We start from the raw sequence: 16,296 nt of genomic DNA, 5'->3' as shown, positions 1-16,296 counted from the left end.
CGCCGCACCGACAGTCGCCCTCTCCGCGCCGCCCCGGGCTTGACCCGGGGCCTCGACCGGAACAGCACCGAATGTCACCGAAAATTCATCTGCAAGGCGCACTTTCCAGCCAAGCTCCCAGAGGTTAGGTCTGGGGAGACCCAAACCGGAAAGCCCCATGTCCGACACGACCCGCCCGCATCCCTTCCGCGATTCCGTCCAGGACGTGGCCGCCACCCGCCGCATCCCCGACACGCCGCAAACCCGCTCGCCCGCCTACAAGCTCGCCTTCGCCGATCCCGAATTCCTGACCCGCGAAGACCTCCGCCCCGTCCGCCTGCAGCTGGAGCTTCTGAAAGCGCAAGTCATGCTGGACGAGGCCGGGGTCCTCTCCACCACCGTCCTCTTCGGCGGCGCCCGCATCCCCGCGCCCGAGTTCGCGACCACTGCCCGCACCCCTGGCCTCGCCGCGCTTACCCCCTATTACGACGAGGCGCGCAAATTCGCCTTCGCCATGACCCAGCGGTGCCTTGCGGCAGGCGGCCAGCACTGGGTCATCTGCACCGGCGGCGGCCCCGGCGTGATGGAGGCCGGAAACCGTGGTGCCGATGAGGCCGGGGGGCGCTCCGTCGGCCTCAACATCGTTCTGCCGCATGAACAGGCGCCCAACCCTTACGTGACGCCGGAATTGTCCTTCAACTTCCACTACTTCGCGATCCGCAAGATGCATTTCCTGATGCGCGCGGCGGCGATCTGCGTCTTCCCCGGCGGCTTCGGCACGCTGGACGAGATGTTCGAGGCCCTGACCCTCATCCAGACCAAGCGCATGAAGCCCGTGCCCTTCCTCCTCTTCGGCAAGTCCTTCTGGGAGGGCCTGATCAACTGGCAGGCGCTCGCCGATTGCGGCACCATCGCGCAAGAGGACCTCAAGCTCTTCCGCTACGTCGAAACCGCAGAAGAGGCGCTCGCGGCCATCGACACCTGGGGGGCGTGACGCCTCGAGGCTCCGGGTCAAGCCCGGAGCAGCGGGACGCATGTGAACCCCGGCACCTCTCTCTCCCCGCCGCGCCCCAGGCTTGACCCGGGGCCTCGACGTGCTGGTCGGAACGGCGGTGCGCGCCACCCTGCCGAAACCCTCTGGCCTCGCCCGAAAAACATGCTACATCAAAAGGGAACGAAAAAAGAACAAAGCCCCGATGACCGCCATTGTCTGGTTCAAACGCGACCTGCGCGCCCATGACCATCCGGCCCTGACACTGGCCGCCGAAGGCCCGGTCATCCCGCTTTACATCGTCGAACCCGAACTCTGGACCCAAGCCGATGCCTCGGCCCGGCAATGGGATTTCATCGCGGAAAGCCTCTCGGACCTCCGCCAGGCCCTGGCCAGCCTGGGCGCGCCCCTCGTCATCCGCACGGGCGATGCCGTCGACATCCTGTCCCGCCTCTCCCGCTCCCACAGGGTCACCCGGCTGATCAGCCACGAAGAGACCGGCAACCTCTGGACCTATGCCCGCGACCGCCGCGTCGCCGCCTGGGCACGGGACCAGGGCCTGACCTGGACCGAACTGCCGCAACAGGGCGTCATCCGGCGGCTGACATCCCGCAATGCCTGGGCGCGGCAGCGCGACGCCTTCGCCCAGGCCGAGCCCCTGCAAGCGCCCCTCCTTCACGGCCCCGTCCTCGAGCCCGGGCCCATCCCGACCGCCAAGGGCCTGGGCCTGAAACCCGACCCCTGCCCCCATCGCCAGACCGGAGGCCGCGCGGCGGGCCTCCTCCTCCTCGACTCCTTCCTCGCGACAAGGGGCGCTCCCTACCGGACCGCCATGTCCTCCCCGGTGACGGCCGAGCGCGCCTGTTCGCGCCTCTCGCCGCACCTCGCCTGGGGGACGCTCTCCTCGCGCGAGGTCACCCAAGCCACCAACCTCCGCCAGGCCGAACAGCCCCAGGCGCCCTGGCCGCAAGCGCTGTCCTCCTTCCAGTCCCGCCTCGCCTGGCGCGACCACTTCATCCAGAAGCTCGAAGACCAGCCCGATATCGAGACAAGCTGCCTGCATCGCCCGGCCGAGAACCTCGCCCGAACCGCCGATGCCGCCCGCCTTGCCGCCTGGGAGGCGGGGCAGACCGGCATCCCCTTCCTTGACGCCTGCATGCGCTATCTGCGGGCGACGGGCTGGCTGAATTTCCGGATGCGGGCCATGGTGGTCTCCTGCGCCTCCTATCACCTCTGGCTGGATTGGCGGGTGACCGGGGCGCCGCTTGCCCGCGCCTTCACCGACTACGAGCCCGGCATCCATTGGCCCCAGGTCCAGATGCAATCGGGCACGACCGGCATCAACACCCCGCGCATCTACAACCCGGTCAAGCAAGGCCAGGAACAAGACCCGACCGGCGCCTTCACCCGCCGCTGGCTGCCCGAACTGGCCGAAGTGCCGCTGCCCTACCTGCAAGAGCCCTGGCGCTGGGAGGGCGCGGGGCGGCTCCTCGGTCGCCGCTACCCCGAGCCGCTGGTCGATCCCTCCAGCGCGGCGCGTCAGGCCAAGGAGGCGATCTTCTCCCTGCGCAAGACCGCCCCCCGGGCCGAGATCATCGAGATCATCGAGAAACACGCCTCCCGCGCGGATCGGCGCTTCGTCAACGACCGCGCCCCCCGCCGCGCGCCCCCCAAACCTCAAGGCCAGTTGAGTTTCGACCTGTGAAGATGCGGAAGAAATCCGACCTGCCGACCAAGGTCTGCGCCACCTGCGGCCGCCCCTTCACCTGGCGCAAGGCCTGGACGAAGGTCTGGGAGGAGGTGAAATACTGCTCCGACCGCTGCCGGGGGCAAAAGACCCGAAAGCCCCAGGCGTAGGCTGCGCTTCAGCGCACCGCCCCCGATGGTGCGCTGAAGCGCAGCCTACCGCGAGCCCCCGCCACAAGCACCCCGCCGCCCCGGGCTTGACCCGGGGCCTCGACCCGAAACACGCGCCCTGTCCGCGGGATCCCGGGGTATACCCCGGGCTACGCCGATGACACGAAAGCTCCCACTCCGGAAACCGGGCTCTGTTTCCACCCCGTAGCCCGGGGTATACCCCGGGTCTACAGCCCCAACCGCGCAAACCCCGCCTCGATCGGCGCCCAATCCGCGATCCGCAGCCGCACCACCAAGGTCATCACCCGCCCCCGAAAGGCGGCGGGCAAGCGGACCGCGTCCTTTTCCGTCGTCACCAGCTGAGCCCCGCGCGCCATGGCCTCCAGCTCCAGCCGCTTCATCAGCGCATCCGACAAGGGCTGGTGATCGTCCAGCGCCACTTCGCGCAGGATATCCGCCCCCTCCCCTCGCAGCGTCGCAAAGAACTTGCCCGGGTTGCCGATCCCCGCAAAGGCGATGACCCGCGCGCCCTTCCAGGGCATCCCCATGGCCAGGGGCTCCACCCGCCCGCGCACCAGGGGCACCGAAGCGCTCACCTCGCCTTCGCCAATCGCCAGGACGACATCGGCGCGCTTGAGCCCCGCCGAGACCGGCTCCCGCAGGGGCCCCGCCGGAATGCAGCGTCCATTGCCCCAGCCCTGCGCCGCATCCACCACGACGATGGAGAAATCCTTGACCACCAAGGGGTTCTGGAAGCCGTCATCCATGACGATGACCTCCGCCCCCTCTTCTGCCGCCATCCGCGCACTCGCCACCCGGTCGGCCCCCACATAGACCGGACAGAAGGCCGAGATCAGAAGCGGCTCGTCCCCCACCTGGTCCGCCCGATGCGCCCCCACCCGCACCGGACCCGCAAGCGAGCCGCCATAGCCGCGCGAGATCACGGCGACCCGCCGCCCCCGCGCCGCCAGCCGCTCGACCAAGGCCACCACGGTCGGCGTCTTCCCCACGCCGCCCGCGTTCAGGTTCCCCACGCAGATGACCGGCACCGGCACCTTCCAGCCCGGCCGCCGCACCCGCCGCGCCGTCACCGCGCCGTAAACCCAGCCCAGCGGCGCCAGCATCACCGACCGCCAGCCCCCGGTCTGCCAGAAGCCCGGCGCCCTCACAGCTTGTCCCCGTCCAGCACAGTCCGCACCATCCCCATGACCTGCTCGGTCACCTCGGCCCCCTCGGAGGCGATGGCCCAGGCCGCCTGGGCCTGCCGCGCCGCCCGATCCGGAGACAAGAGATCCCCCAGGGCCTGCGCCAGGTCCGCCCCCGATCCCACCATCCGCGCCGCCCGCGCCGCCGCCAGCCGCCCAAAGGCCGGAGCCCAGGGCCCCGGCTTCGGGCCGCACAAGATCGCCGAGCCCATGGCCGCCGTCTCCATCGGGTTCCGCCGGCAGCCCTCGCCCACCAGGGAGCCGCCGAGGAAGGTCACCGGCGCCAGCCGATACCACAGGCCATATTCGGCATCCGAAACGATATAGGCCTCGGTCTCGCCATCCGGCTCCTGGTCAAGCGCACGGGCTGCCACGCGCCAGCCCTCGGCCTCCATCGCGCGGGCCAGGGCGTCCGCCCGCCCCGGATCGCGCGGCACCAGGATCAGCAGCAGGCGATGGGCCAGCTTGAGGGCCTCGCGATGGGCGGTGATCACCGCCGCCTCCTCCGCCTGCGCGACATCGGCGGCCAGCCAGACCGGCCGCGTGGCGAAACTTTGCGCCAGGGAAGCGCGGTCGCGTTCGACATGGGGATGTGCTGCCGAGGGCTCTTCCATCCGGCCCGTGACCATCAGCCGGTCGGCCTCGACCCCCGCCTTGCGGAGCGCCCGCCCCGAGGCCTCGTCCACCGCCAGGACCCGCGCGAAAGCCCCCAGCGAGGACCGCACCAACCCCGGGAAGAACCCCGCCCGCCCGATCCAGGGCGCCCGCGCCTCGACCAGGATCATCGGCAGGCGCCGCTGCGTCGCGGCATGGATCATCGCGGGCCGCAGCTCGCCGCCGCCCATCACCACCACATCCGGCCGCCAATGATCCAGGAAAGCCGCCACGTCGCGCGGGAAATCCAAGGGCGGCGGCTGCACGATGGCCTCGGTCTCGGGCGCGCCCGCGCAGGTCACCAGGACCGTCACCCCATCCTCGTCTATCAGCCGCCGCGCCAGTTCCAGCATCGGCGCCAGGGCCTCGTCGGGCGCATGGCACCAGACGACAGAGCCCCCGGGCCGAGCCGGGGGCGCGTTCTGCACCCCCTCGGGCCGGGCGCCGAGGTTGTAAAGCGAAAGGCCAAGCGAGAAGGCCAAGTCAGGAGGTCATGGCTTCGGTGGCCGACCCTTTCTTGCCCTCTTCGCGCAGGCGCTGAAGATTGGCGATGAAATAGCGCGCATGGGCATTGTCCACCGTGCGCTGCGCCTCGGCCTTCCAGGCGAGATAGGCGCTTTCATAGTCGGGGAAGATCCCCACGATATGCAGGGCGCTGACGTCCTTGAAGACGTTCTTCTCCGGCGAAACCAGCTCGCCGCCAAACACAAGATGAAGCTCGGCCATCATGATCTCCTTTTGCGCCAAGATAGGGGCAAACCCGTTAACGGTAAAGGTCGCCGCATCGCAGCATTTATTCTGCATTTGGGGCTATACAGAATCGCAAATCCCCTGTAGAGGGCGAGACTTCGGCCAAAGGGTCTAATGCGTGTCGGAGGATACACGCGGCAGAATGATGGGCCGGAACGCTGGACATCATGGGGCCAAAGTGCCCCCTTTGGGAAAAAATATGGAAAACGCAAGCATTGCCGCGCCCTTGGCGCAGGCGCTGGCGGCGAAGGGCTATGAAGCCCTTACGCCTGTTCAATCTGCCATCCTGGAAGAGGGCGTGGCGGGGCGCGACCTCCTGGTCTCGGCCCAGACGGGTTCGGGCAAGACCGTGGCCTTCGGCCTCGCCATCGCTCCGGAAACCCTGCAGGGCGCCAATGAACTCCTCTTCGCCGATTACCCCTCGGCCCTGATCATCGCCCCCACCCGCGAGCTTGCCCTGCAAGTCGCGCGTGAGTTCGAATGGCTTTACGGCGCGGCCCAGGCCAAGGTCGCGACCTGCGTCGGCGGCATGGACTACCGCACCGAAAAGCGCGCCCTGGACCGTGGCGCCCATGTCGTCGTCGGCACCCCCGGCCGTCTGCGCGACCATATCGAGCGCGGAAGCCTGAAGCTCGAGCGCATCGCCGCCGTCGTCCTCGACGAGGCCGACGAGATGCTGGACATGGGCTTTGAGGAAGACCTCAAGCTGATCCTCTCCTCCTGCCCCGAAGAGCGCCGCACCCTGATGTTCTCGGCCACCGTGCCGAAAGAGATCGAGGCCCTGGCCCGCACCTATCAAAAGGACGCGCTGCGCATCGCGGTGAAGTCGGAGCGCTCGCAGCATGCCGACATCGCCTATATCGGCTTTTCGGTGCAGAACCGCGACCGCGAGAATGCGATCTTCAACCTTCTGCGCTTCCACGAGGCGCGCACCTCGATCGTCTTCTGCAAGACCCGCGCCAATGTGAACCACCTCTTCGGTCGCATGACCGAGCGTGGCTTCCAGGCCGTGGCCCTGTCGGGTGAGCTGTCCCAGACCGAACGCACCCACGCGCTGCAAGCCCTGCGGGATGGTCGCGCCCGCGTCTGCATCGCCACCGACGTCGCCGCCCGTGGCATCGACCTTCCCGGCCTGGAGCTGGTGATCCACGCCGATCTGCCAGGCTCCTCCGAGACCCTGCTGCACCGGTCGGGCCGCACCGGCCGCGCGGGTCAAAAGGGCATCTCGGCCCTGGTCGTGACGCCTGCCGAGTACAAGAAGGCCCAGCGCCTGTTGCAAGGCGCCAAGGTCGTCGCCGAATGGGAGAAGGCCCCGTCTGCCGACGAAGTCCAGGCCCGCGACGACGAACGCATGCTCGACCATGACGCGCTGAAGGCCGATGTGGGCGAGGAGGCGGATTTCGCCGCCAAGCTCCTCGAAAACTTCGGCCCCGACCGCGTGGCCGCTGCCTTCATCCGCCTGTGGCGCGCCGGGCGCTCGGCCCCCGAGGTCCTGTCCGACAGCCTGCCCCCGCCCGCAGCCCTGCCGCCCCGCGAACGCGGTGAGTTCGGGCCGTCCGTCTGGTTCGAGCTGAACGCCGGCCACGAACAGCGCGCCGAGGCCCGCTGGCTTCTCCCGAAGATCTGCGACGCCGGTGGCATCGCGAAAGACGGCATCGGCGCGATCCGCGTGCAGACCGCCCGGACCTTCGTGCAGATCGCCGAGGCCGTGGCCGGACGCTTCGCCGCCAAGACCGAGCTCGACCGCGACCTGACCATGACCCGTGTCGAGGGCGAGCCCGACCTGGAGGCCCGCCCGGCCCCCCGTGCGACGGCCCGCGCCCCGCGTCCCGAGCGCGCCGTCTATGGCGAGCGCACCGCCCATGGCGAACGCGCCGCCCGGACCTATACGCCCCGCGAGACCACCGAAGAGCGCCCGGCCTATACGCCCCGCGAAGACCGCCCGGCCAAGACCTATGAACCGCGCGCCGACAAGCCCGCCTACAAGCCCAAGCCCTCGCGCATCGTCGAAGAGGGCGAAGGCGGCACCTGGACGCCCCACGACACGCCCACGCTGAACGACGCGGCGCCGCGCAAGGCCTATGAGAAGAAGCCTTACGAGAAGAAGACCTATACCCCGCGCACCGAGGGCGAATACAAGCCGCGTTCGGAAGGCTACAAGCCCCGTTCGGACAGCGCGCCGCGCTCCGAAGGCTACAAACCCCGGACCGAGGGCTACAAGCCCCGCTCGGAAGGTGCGCCGCGCAGCGAGGGTTACAAGCCGCGTTCGGCCAATTCCGAGGGCTACAAGGCCCGCACCGAGGGCTACAAGCCCAAGTCGGAAGGCTTCCGCAGCCATGGCGGCCCGGCCGGTGAAAGCCGCGCCACCGGCTTCAAGAGCCATGGGTCCAAGGATGGCGAGGCCCGCACCCCCTATCGTCCCCGCGAAGAGGGCGACAAGCCGCGCTCGGCCGGGTTCAAGTCCGGCCCGAAGACCGAGGGTTTCAAGCCCCGGACCGAGGGCTACAAGCCCGCGGGCAAGACCTATGCCGCCAAGCCGCGCGCCGATGCCTCGGACACGTCCAAGCGCTTCGTCCCGCCGAAGCGCAAACCGTAAGGAGCGCTGCGCGCATTCCTTTTGCCTCGGCTCTGGGGCTTCGCCCCAACCGCCTCAGGCGCGCTCCGCAAGGAGCGCGCCGTTTTCGTTTCGGGGACGGCCTTGCGGCCTTTGGCGCGGTCCTTGCGGAGCGCGCCGTTTTCGTCCCCGGGGGCAGGGGCAAGGCCACCGCTTGCCTTTCGCGGCAGGGCAGGCCACCAAGAGCCATGAAGAGCTTTCTAGAAACCTATGACATCGCTACCGGGCAAAGCCGCCTCGTCCTCGCCCATGACGGGCTGATCGAGGCGCCGAACTGGGCGGCCTCCGGCGACCACTTTTTGGTTAATGGCGGCGGTGCGCTTTACCGCGTGCCGCTGACCAAGCCCCGGCTGGAGCCTTTCGACACCGGTTTCACCCGGCTCAACAACGACCACGGCTACAGCCCGGACGGGCGCCTCCTGGCCTTTTCCACCCATCACGCGGGCAATGGCGCCGAGATCTGGGTCATGCCCGCGTCAGGCGGGGCGGCGCGCAGGCTCTCGCCCCAGCCGCCCTCCTGGTTCCACGGCTGGTCGCCGGATGGAGAGACGGTGACCTATGTCGCCGCAAGAGGCTCGCGCGTCATCGACGTCTACACGATCCCGGTCGGGGGCGGGCCCGAGACAAGGCTGACGGGCGGAGAGGGCCAATGCGACGGCCCCGATTTCTCGGCCGATGGGGCGCGGATCACTTACAACTGCGACAGGACGGGCCATGCGCAGATCTGGGTGATGAACCGCGATGGATCGGGGCAAATGCAGCTCTTCGCGGATGACCATGTGAACTGGTTCCCCCATCCCTCGCCCTGCGGCCGCCACCTGGTCTACCTGGCCTATCCGCCCGGGACACTTGGCCATCCCGCCCTGCTGCCGGTGGCCCTGGTGCTTTGCGACGCCGAAGGGGGCAACCGCCGCCGCATCCGGGAGTTCACCGGCGGCCAGGGCACGATCAACGTGCCCTCCTGGGCGCCGGATGGATCGGCCTTCGCCTATATCCGCTATGAGGCTGCCTGAGATCACGCCCCCGCGGCCGTAGGGTGCGCTTCAGCGCACCGCCCCCTCAGAAATCCAGGTCCGCGTAATGCGCGGGCTGCGGAAAACCCGGGATCTGATCGGCCAGCAGCGTCCGGAACGAGGGCCGGGACTTGATCTTGGCATACCAGTCCTTCACCGCCGCATTGCGGTTCCAATCCACATCCGAGATATAGTCCAGCGACGACAGATGCGCCGCCGCCGCGAAATCGGCCAGGGTCATGACATCCCCCGCCAGCCAGCGCCGCGTCTCCAGGAGCCAGCCCATGTAATCAAGGTGATACTTGATCCGCCCCGCCCCGAACTTGACGTTCTTGCTGTCGGGATAGCCGAGCCCCATGACCTTCTTGTGCACCCGCTCGTACAGCAGCTTCGAGGTCACTTCCTCATGGAACTTGTCATCGAACCAGGCGCAGATCCGGCGCACCTCATACCTGGCCTCGGGATCACGCGGCATCAGCTGCGGCGCCGGGTTCGCCTCCTCCAGGTATTCGCAGATCGCCTGGCTTTCGCTCATCAGCCTTGCGTCGATCTTCAGGACCGGCACCTTGCCCGCAGGGTTCCTGCGCAGAAACTCCGGCGCCTGTTCCCAATAGCGCTCTTCGACCAGCTCGACCTCCATCCGCTTTTCGGCGAGCGTCAGACGGACCTTGCGGCAAAAGGGCGAGAGCGGGAAATGATAGAGGCGGATCATGGGGTCTCCGAAGGCTTCCTCCGTTCATAGCCGCCATGCCCCGGCGCGGCAAGTCAGGGCGGACCGAGGCGCAGGCCAATGGCGCGCAAGAGATCGGCGGGGTCGATGCGGGCTGTACTTCCTTCGGCACGATGCAGTCGAAAGGACGTCGCAGGGCTGCCATTGAAGGCTGCCACGGCGGGCTCGAACCACGGCTCGACCGCCAGCCAATGCACCTGCGCGCCCGCGGCAAGCCGCACGGACCCAGCCCTTTGGTCCCAAACCACGACCGCATCGACATGGCTCGCCCAGACCACTGCCCCGGCAGGCCGCGTCTTGCCGGGGCCGCTTACCTCTCGCATGAGGATCAGGTCGGCGCGGGCACCCATGTCGGGGATGCCACGGATACAGGGCGCCTTCAGGTCGAAACGCGGATTGACGGCCCGGCAGACCTCAGCCGGAAGGCGCTGATAGACCAGGCGCACCACCTTGCCATCGGCTCGAACCCGGACCCAGGCGACATCCCCACCGGCCAGAAGCCTCTGACACAGCGCCAGGCAGCGGCCCAAGTGATCTTCGCTGCCGACCGTGGACGCGATCTCGACCGAAACCGGAAGGCCCGTGACCGCAACCGCCGGGCCGATCCCCTGAAGGGCTTCCACCTCTGCCTTTTGACGCGGGATGCCGCCCCAGACCCAGACTGCGGGCAGACCTGCAAGGACAAGGCCAAGGGCGATCCCGACGAGGGGCCGCCCTCGCCTTTGAAAATAGGCAAAGGGACCAAGCGCCAGGGCAAGAAACCAAAGATTGGCGCAAAGAATCCAAAAGGGGAACAGCAGAAAGAGTGTCACAAGCGAGGTCCACAGGACGAGAAAGCCAACTTGGCTCAGGAGGAAGCTCGCGAAAGCAAGGGCGCTGAGCCACCACCACCAGCGCGGCATCAATCCACCGTCTCGAAACAGGCCGCCCTTCCGTCTGCCTCGATGGTCTCGGCGCCCGAGATGATCTGGCCTGCGCGGTTCCTCACATAGCTCCCGGGCTTGACCGCATTGTATTCCTTGGGGTTGGGCAACACGGCCGCCAACCTCGCCGCCTGTTTCGGCGTCAGGCTGGCGGCGTCGGTGTCAAAGAGCACCCGCGCCGCCGCCCCCACGCCGAAGACGCCCTCGGAGAACTCCGCCTCGTTCAGGTAGACCTCCAGGATGCGCTCTTTCGACCACATCAGCTCCACCACCGGGGTCAGGACGGCCTCCAGGGCCTTGCGAACATAGCTCCGCCCCTGCCACAGGAAGACATTCTTCACCACCTGCTGGCTGATCGTGCTTGCCCCGCGCTTTTGCCCATCGGCAATCGCGGCCCTGATCTGCTCGATGTCGAAACCCCAATGCAGGCAGAAATTGGCATCCTCGGCGGCGACGACCGACCGCGCCATCTCGGGGGCGATCTGGTCCATCGGCACCCAGTCGCGTTCGATCCCGCCCAGGCGCAGGGCCTCCTGCCATTGGTAGATGTTGCGCGGCGGCGGGACGAAGGAATAGAGCGCGATGAGGAAGAGGTAGAAGACCACCACCGCCATGACCCCGCGCCCGGCCCAGGCGAGGGCGCGCCGCCACAGCGGGCGCGGCAGCACCTCTGCCAAAGCTTCGGGGGCCTCTTCGGCCTTGGGTGTCTTCCTGCGCGCCATGAGCCGAAAAACCACGCCCCCTTGCGCCGGTCAAGCGATCAGAGCCTTCAACTCCGCCACTTTCGCCCGATCCGTCCGCTTCTCGGCCCCGGTCTCGAAGCCAAAGGCCCGCAGCACCGGGTCCGACGGCAGGGCCACGGCGCAAGAGGCATGGACCTCCGCCACCCCAAGACCGGCCAGCAAGGGCCAGGTGTCCACGGACACGCCCGAGCCCGGCATGATCGAAATCCGCCCCCCCGCCACCGCGATCATCTGCTTGAGCCGCGCCACCCCATCGGAGGCCCGCAAGGCCCCGCCCGAGGTCAGAATGCGACGGAAGCCGAGGCCAATCGCCTCCTGCACCGCCTCCTCCACGTCGGGGCACAGGTCGATGCAGCGGTGCAGCGTCAGGTCCATGTCGCCAGCGGCTTGGGTCATCTCCTCCAGGGCCAGCACATCCAGCCGGAAATCGGGCCGCGAGGCGCCGAGGACCACCCCCGGCAGGCCAAGCGCCCGCGCGGCGCGGATATCGCCGCAGATCGTCTCGACCTCTTCTTCCGAAAAGCAGAAGCTCCCCGACCGGGGCCTTATGATCGGATAGCAGGGCAGCCCGCAGTCCACCGCCTGCGCCATCAACCCCGGCGAGGGCGTCAGGCCCCCCAAGGCCAGGGCCGAACAGAGCTCCACCCGGTCGGCGCCCCCCGCCACGGCCTCGGCCAAGCCCAGGACATCATCCACGCAAACCTCAAGCAGCGCCAAATTCCGCCTCCCCGGCAAATGCCGCCCCAATGAGCCCCGCATCCGGCCCCGCCTCGGCCACCACGACCAGGGGTTGATCGACCCGGCGCAATATCCGCGCCCGGACCGCCCGGTCCAGCGCCGCGATCAGCGCCCGGTCATTGGCCAGCCCGCCCCCCACCGGCACGCAGGAACATCCCACCAGGTTCACCACCATGGCCAACTGGCCACTGACCAGCTCCAGCCACAGGTTCACCGCAGGCGAAGGCCGCCCCGCCCGCCAGCGCCTTATGACCTCGACCGAGCCTATGACCTCCCCGGTCAGATGCTGGTGCAGCTTCTCCAGCCCCCGGGCCGAGCCCACGGTATCGAGGCACCCGACCTGCCCGCAGCCGCAGGCAAAGGCAGGCTCGCGGATCACCGGCCCATGGCCCCATTCCCCCGCAAATCCCCCGGCGCCTTGCACGACGCGGCCCTCGATCACCAGGCCCCCGCCCACGCCCGAGCCCAGGATGACGCCAAAGACATTGCGATGCCCCCGCGCGGCGCCCATGGCCAGCTCGGCCAGGGCAAAGCAATCGGCGTCATTCAGCACCAGGACCCGGCGGCCAAGCGCCGCTTCCAGCTCCGGCGCCAGGGCCCGCCCGTCGATGCAGGGGATATTGGCGACCTTGATGCGCTGGCTTTCGGGATCGACCACGCCCGCGATGGAGATGGCGAGCGCCCGGTCCTGCGGCGTCAGAAAGCCCGCGATGGCGGCGACGAAGGCCTCGGCCTCCGAGGGCGTCGTGACCTCGCCCAGCGCCAGGCCGTCGCGGGCGGCCCGGATGCGCGATCCGCCGATGTCGAATGAAATTCCCATGGGCCGGACCCTAAGCCCGGCCAGATGGCTTGACAAGCCGCAGCCCCCGCGCGAGGGAACGCCACCCCCCTTGATCCCGGAGCCCCAGATGGATGACCGCCTGATCCTTGCCTGCGATGTCGAGAACGTGGTGCAGGGCCTGGCCCTGGCCGACCGCCTGGGCGACACGGTCTCGTTCTGGAAGATCGGCCTGGGGATGCTGACCGGCGGCGGGCTGGCCTTGGCCAACGAGCTGAAGCAGGAGCGCGGCAAGCGGGTCTTCCTGGACATGAAGCTCTTCGACATCGGCGCCACGGTGGAAAAGGCGGTGCGGGGGATTGCGCAGTACGAGCTGGATTTCCTGACCGTCCATGGCGATCCGCAGGTGGTGCGGGCGGCGGCGGAGGGGAAAGCGGGCTCGGATCTGAAGATCCTCGCCGTGACGGTGCTGACCTCCTTGGACCGCGCGGACCTGGATGCCAACCTGATCCGCCCAGGTGACCTGGCCGAGATCACGCTGGAACGCGCGGCCCGGGCGCTGGAGGCCGGGGCGGATGGTGTCATCGCCTCGCCGCAAGAGGCCGCCGCGATCCGCGCCCTGCCCCAGGCGGCGGGTCGGTTGATCGTGACGCCGGGGGTGCGGCCTGCGGGGTCGGCGGCGGGGGATCAGAAGCGCATCGCGACGCCGGCTGCGGCGATTGCGGCGGGGGCCGATCACATCGTGGTGGGCCGCCCGATCTGGGCCGCACAAGACCCAGCCGCCGCCGCCCGCGCGATCCTGGCCGAGCTGAGTTCTCCGCAAGCCGTGCTGCCCAACCGCTGAGGGGGTCCTGCCGACTGACAGGGCGCGCCCAGATGGCGGCCCTGGGCCCTGCCGACTGCAAGGAAGGCCCCGCCGACTGCACCCGGTGTCGCTTCATGTCACCCGCGCCCTGCCGACTGCGGGGACAGCGGCCCGCCTCGGGCTGCTGCCTCGCCCCAAGCGCTGCGCCTGGCCGGAGGTCTTCCTGCGCGCCCCGGTTTCGTCCCCATCGCAGCCCCGAGCGACACCGGTCACGCGCGGCCCCGTGTCGGCGCGCTTCCTTCCCAGGCTGAGACGGGGCACGGGCGCGGCCCCTGCGGCTTTGTCCTGGCCCAGGATCGCACCTGCAAGCACAGCCATCGGCACGGTCGGGAGGGGCAAGACACCGCCCCGACCGGTTCCGGTCCGAGGCGAGGAGCACGCGGCCTCTGGACGCGGCAGGGACCCGAGGGGCGCCGGGACAAGGCGCGATCCGCTGCCCGCGCCCCTTCGGCATCGGCGGATGCCGGGTCCTTGCGGCGCGGCAGATCCGGCGGCCTTACGCCGCGACCCAGCCGCTCTCTTGCAGCGCCATCCGCAGACGCTCTTGCAGCGGAGGGATGCCCTGGGGATGGTCGAGGAAATCCGCGACCGGCATCATCTTCCAGAACTGGCCCTCGTCGCCGAAGCGGATCGCCTCGACCTCGTCCCGCGTGATCCGGCCCAGGAAGAACCAGCCCAGCCGATCGGGCCTGCTCATCGAGGGCAGGGCCCAGCCGTGTTCCAGCCGATCGGCCCCGAAGCGCAGGCCGAACTCTTCCTCCAGCTCGCGCAGCGCGCAGGCCTCGGGGCTCTCCTCCCCCTCGCGCCCGCCGCCCGGCAGGTCCCACATCCCCGCCCAGGCCAGGTCGGGCACATCGTCGCGCAGATAGGCCAGGACGTGATCGCCCAAGAGCAAGGCCAGCTTGGCGCCCTGGAAGCTCATCCGAAATTGCGCTTGTAGGCCGCGCGCAGGGCCGGAAGCTTGGCCGCCTCCTCGGCCGCGCGCCACAGGCAGGGCGTTTCGGCCTGGAACCACTCTTCCTTCGGGCGCCAATGCACCATGCAGGCCAGGAAAATGTCGATGGCCGTCATCCGCTCGCCCAGGAACCACGGCCCGCCATGGCGCGCGGCCTCGGCCTCCATCACCTTCCACATGGCCTTGCGGTGTTCGATCACGTTGACCTGGTAGGATTCCCCGCCATTGCCCTTCACGAAACGCTCTGGCGTGTCGGAATAGACGAAGGACGGGTAGATCGAGGCCACGAGGAACACCAGCCAGCGCAGAAAGGCCGCCCGATGCGCCTTGCGCGCCTTGGGCACCAGGAGATCGGACCGCGCAAGGTCGGCCAGGACCAGCGTGATGGCCGCGCTTTCCGTCACGACCTCGCCATCCGGCAGGACCAGGGTCGGGATCTGGATCAGCGGGTTGACCTTGCCCAGGGCCGCCCGCGCGCTTGGGTCCTGATGGATATTCCCCGCCGTCACCAGTTCGTGCGGCAGGTCATACAGCGCAAGTTGCAGCTCCACGATGGCAGAGCCCCAACCCGGGTTTTCGTAAAGCTTGATCATCGGGCCTCCGGGGAATCGACTGGAACAGCTTAGGAACGCAGCCTTACCAAGCCGTTAACCACCTAGCGGTCGTTGATATCCTCGGTCCAGACCTTGACCTGGCCCCGCGTGACGCCGACCGACCGGCGCAGCGCGACCCAGCAGACCAGCGACAGCACGGCAAAGACCAGGCTCAGCACCGCGACATTCCCCGGCGCGAGGCCCGCAAGCACCAGGAGCCCGGTCAAGCCCGCGCCCAGCGCGAAGCCCAGGAAGACAAAGCCCGGGATGACGATTTCCAGGATGGCCAAAGCCACCCCCGCCACGACCCACACCCACCAGATCGTCCAAAGTTCCATGGCACCCTCCGTTGCCGCAAAGATGGCCCCTTCCTCCCGGGGTTGCAAGGGCGGCCTATCACCCGAACAGGACCCAGGGCGGGGTCCAGAACATGAGGCTCCCGAACCATTGCAACAGGCCCCAGATCGCGAAACCCAAAAGCCCCAGGCTGACGAGGCGCGGCGTCCGAAGGGCCTGGCGGTTGACCAGCCCAAAGATCGCGGCCCCCGTTCCGGCAAGGCTGCAAATCAGAAGGCCGCCGGAAAAGACATGCATGCGCAAGTGATAAAGCGCCTGGGCCTCGGCCAGAGAGGTCTCTTGCACGCGCAACAGGAAGGCCGCCTCGCCCGGCACCAGATGGACCCCGACAAAGGCCCAGGGCAGCCAGGAGAGGCAAAGGGCAAGCTGGATGACGGTCAGGCGGCCTGGTGCAGTCCTTGGTGTCACCCCGGAAACTCCCCCAGCCAAGGACAGTCGCAGGCAGGAGCCATCATGGCCAGGGCCACCATCCAAACCCAGCAGATCGTCCAAAGGTCCATGACATCCTTCACCCGCCAAACATGGCCCCTTCGCCCCCGGCTTGCAAGGGC

At 68.7% G+C, this 16,296-nt stretch carries 18 protein-coding genes; 6 read left to right on the top strand and 12 right to left on the bottom strand.

The annotated features are described in order from the left end of the window. The first annotated feature begins 157 nt into the window (after nt 1-157). The 3 genes from GV832_RS03355 to GV832_RS03345 all read left to right on the top strand — a co-directional run bounded on the left by GV832_RS03355 (nt 158) and on the right by GV832_RS03345 (nt 2,827). Nucleotides 158-973, top strand: coding sequence for an LOG family protein (locus GV832_RS03355; RefSeq protein WP_168773403.1), 816 nt, complete (start codon nt 158-160; stop codon nt 971-973). A 202-nt stretch (nt 974-1,175) separates the two neighbouring features. Continuing rightward, entirely contained in the window at nt 1,176-2,675 is a 1,500-nt protein-coding gene (locus GV832_RS03350) for an FAD-binding domain-containing protein (protein ID WP_168773402.1), read from the top strand. 2 nt (nt 2,676-2,677) lie between these two features. Further along, nucleotides 2,678-2,827: a DUF2256 domain-containing protein gene (locus GV832_RS03345; protein WP_227754196.1), complete on the top strand. Its 150-nt coding sequence runs from the start codon at nt 2,678-2,680 to the stop codon at nt 2,825-2,827. A gap of 227 nt (nt 2,828-3,054) precedes the next feature. Here GV832_RS03345 and lpxK read toward each other — a convergent pair whose 3' ends face one another. Genes lpxK through GV832_RS03330 form a run of 3 tightly spaced genes read right to left on the bottom strand, consistent with a single transcriptional unit; the run spans nt 3,055 to nt 5,415 of the window. Then, complete coding sequence (gene lpxK / locus GV832_RS03340; RefSeq protein WP_168773400.1) at nt 3,055-3,996, bottom strand: tetraacyldisaccharide 4'-kinase; 942 nt, start codon at nt 3,994-3,996, stop codon at nt 3,055-3,057. Next, the gene (locus GV832_RS22290) at nt 3,993-5,168 is read right to left on the bottom strand and encodes a 3-deoxy-D-manno-octulosonic acid transferase (RefSeq protein ID WP_168773399.1); all 1,176 of its coding nucleotides are present in this window, start codon (nt 5,166-5,168) and stop codon (nt 3,993-3,995) included. The genes lpxK and GV832_RS22290 overlap by 4 nt, the downstream gene beginning before the upstream one ends. A gap of 1 nt (nt 5,169) precedes the next feature. After that, nucleotides 5,170-5,415, bottom strand: a complete 246-nt coding sequence (locus GV832_RS03330; protein ID WP_168773398.1) for a DUF4170 domain-containing protein — start codon at nt 5,413-5,415, stop codon at nt 5,170-5,172. Between the two features lie 220 nt (nt 5,416-5,635). Here GV832_RS03330 and GV832_RS03325 point away from each other — a divergent pair, with 220 nt between their 5' ends. Beyond that, nucleotides 5,636-8,032: a DEAD/DEAH box helicase gene (locus tag GV832_RS03325; protein WP_168773397.1), complete on the top strand. Its 2,397-nt coding sequence runs from the start codon at nt 5,636-5,638 to the stop codon at nt 8,030-8,032. A 206-nt stretch (nt 8,033-8,238) separates the two neighbouring features. Next, a complete protein-coding gene (locus tag GV832_RS03320) occupies nt 8,239-9,063 on the top strand; it encodes a TolB family protein (RefSeq protein WP_168773396.1) in 825 nt (274 codons plus the stop codon). A gap of 46 nt (nt 9,064-9,109) precedes the next feature. Here GV832_RS03320 and fzlA read toward each other — a convergent pair whose 3' ends face one another. The 5 genes from fzlA to GV832_RS03295 all read right to left on the bottom strand — a co-directional run bounded on the left by fzlA (nt 9,110) and on the right by GV832_RS03295 (nt 13,017). Next, nucleotides 9,110-9,775 carry an FtsZ-binding protein FzlA gene (gene fzlA / locus GV832_RS03315; RefSeq protein WP_168773395.1) on the bottom strand — a complete coding sequence of 222 codons (666 nt, stop codon included), beginning with the start codon at nt 9,773-9,775 and terminating at the stop codon, nt 9,110-9,112. Between the two features lie 53 nt (nt 9,776-9,828). Continuing rightward, on the bottom strand, nt 9,829-10,416 hold the full coding sequence (locus GV832_RS03310; protein ID WP_168773394.1) for a hypothetical protein: 588 nt from the start codon (nt 10,414-10,416) through the stop codon (nt 9,829-9,831). A gap of 278 nt (nt 10,417-10,694) precedes the next feature. Further along, nucleotides 10,695-11,438, bottom strand: coding sequence for a monofunctional biosynthetic peptidoglycan transglycosylase (gene mtgA / locus GV832_RS03305; protein ID WP_168773393.1), 744 nt, complete (start codon nt 11,436-11,438; stop codon nt 10,695-10,697). Between the two features lie 30 nt (nt 11,439-11,468). Then, entirely contained in the window at nt 11,469-12,155 is a 687-nt protein-coding gene (locus GV832_RS03300; RefSeq protein WP_354001916.1) for a copper homeostasis protein CutC, read from the bottom strand. Nucleotides 12,156-12,162: 7 nt separating this feature from the next. Further along, a complete protein-coding gene (locus GV832_RS03295) occupies nt 12,163-13,017 on the bottom strand; it encodes an ROK family protein (protein ID WP_168773391.1) in 855 nt (284 codons plus the stop codon). 88 nt (nt 13,018-13,105) lie between these two features. On the opposite strand from GV832_RS03295, the gene pyrF reads away from it, so the two are divergent. Further along, the gene (pyrF, locus tag GV832_RS03290; protein ID WP_168773390.1) at nt 13,106-13,819 is read left to right on the top strand and encodes an orotidine-5'-phosphate decarboxylase; all 714 of its coding nucleotides are present in this window, start codon (nt 13,106-13,108) and stop codon (nt 13,817-13,819) included. Between the two features lie 517 nt (nt 13,820-14,336). On the opposite strand, the gene GV832_RS03285 is transcribed toward pyrF, so the two are convergent. From GV832_RS03285 to GV832_RS03270, 4 genes are all read right to left on the bottom strand, one after another. After that, nucleotides 14,337-14,762: an NUDIX hydrolase gene (locus GV832_RS03285; protein WP_168773389.1), complete on the bottom strand. Its 426-nt coding sequence runs from the start codon at nt 14,760-14,762 to the stop codon at nt 14,337-14,339. Continuing rightward, a complete protein-coding gene (locus GV832_RS03280; RefSeq protein ID WP_168773388.1) occupies nt 14,759-15,388 on the bottom strand; it encodes a glutathione S-transferase family protein in 630 nt (209 codons plus the stop codon). The genes GV832_RS03285 and GV832_RS03280 overlap by 4 nt, the downstream gene beginning before the upstream one ends. A gap of 62 nt (nt 15,389-15,450) precedes the next feature. After that, nucleotides 15,451-15,726: an NfeD family protein gene (locus GV832_RS03275; protein WP_168773387.1), complete on the bottom strand. Its 276-nt coding sequence runs from the start codon at nt 15,724-15,726 to the stop codon at nt 15,451-15,453. 58 nt (nt 15,727-15,784) lie between these two features. Further along, nucleotides 15,785-16,153: a hypothetical protein gene (locus tag GV832_RS03270; RefSeq protein ID WP_168773386.1), complete on the bottom strand. Its 369-nt coding sequence runs from the start codon at nt 16,151-16,153 to the stop codon at nt 15,785-15,787. Between the last annotated feature and the right edge of the window lie 143 nt (nt 16,154-16,296).

Source organism: Stagnihabitans tardus, from assembly GCF_009925085.1.
Lineage (GTDB): Bacteria > Pseudomonadota > Alphaproteobacteria > Rhodobacterales > Rhodobacteraceae > Stagnihabitans > Stagnihabitans tardus.
This window is presented reverse-complemented; position numbering and strand designations above follow the sequence as displayed.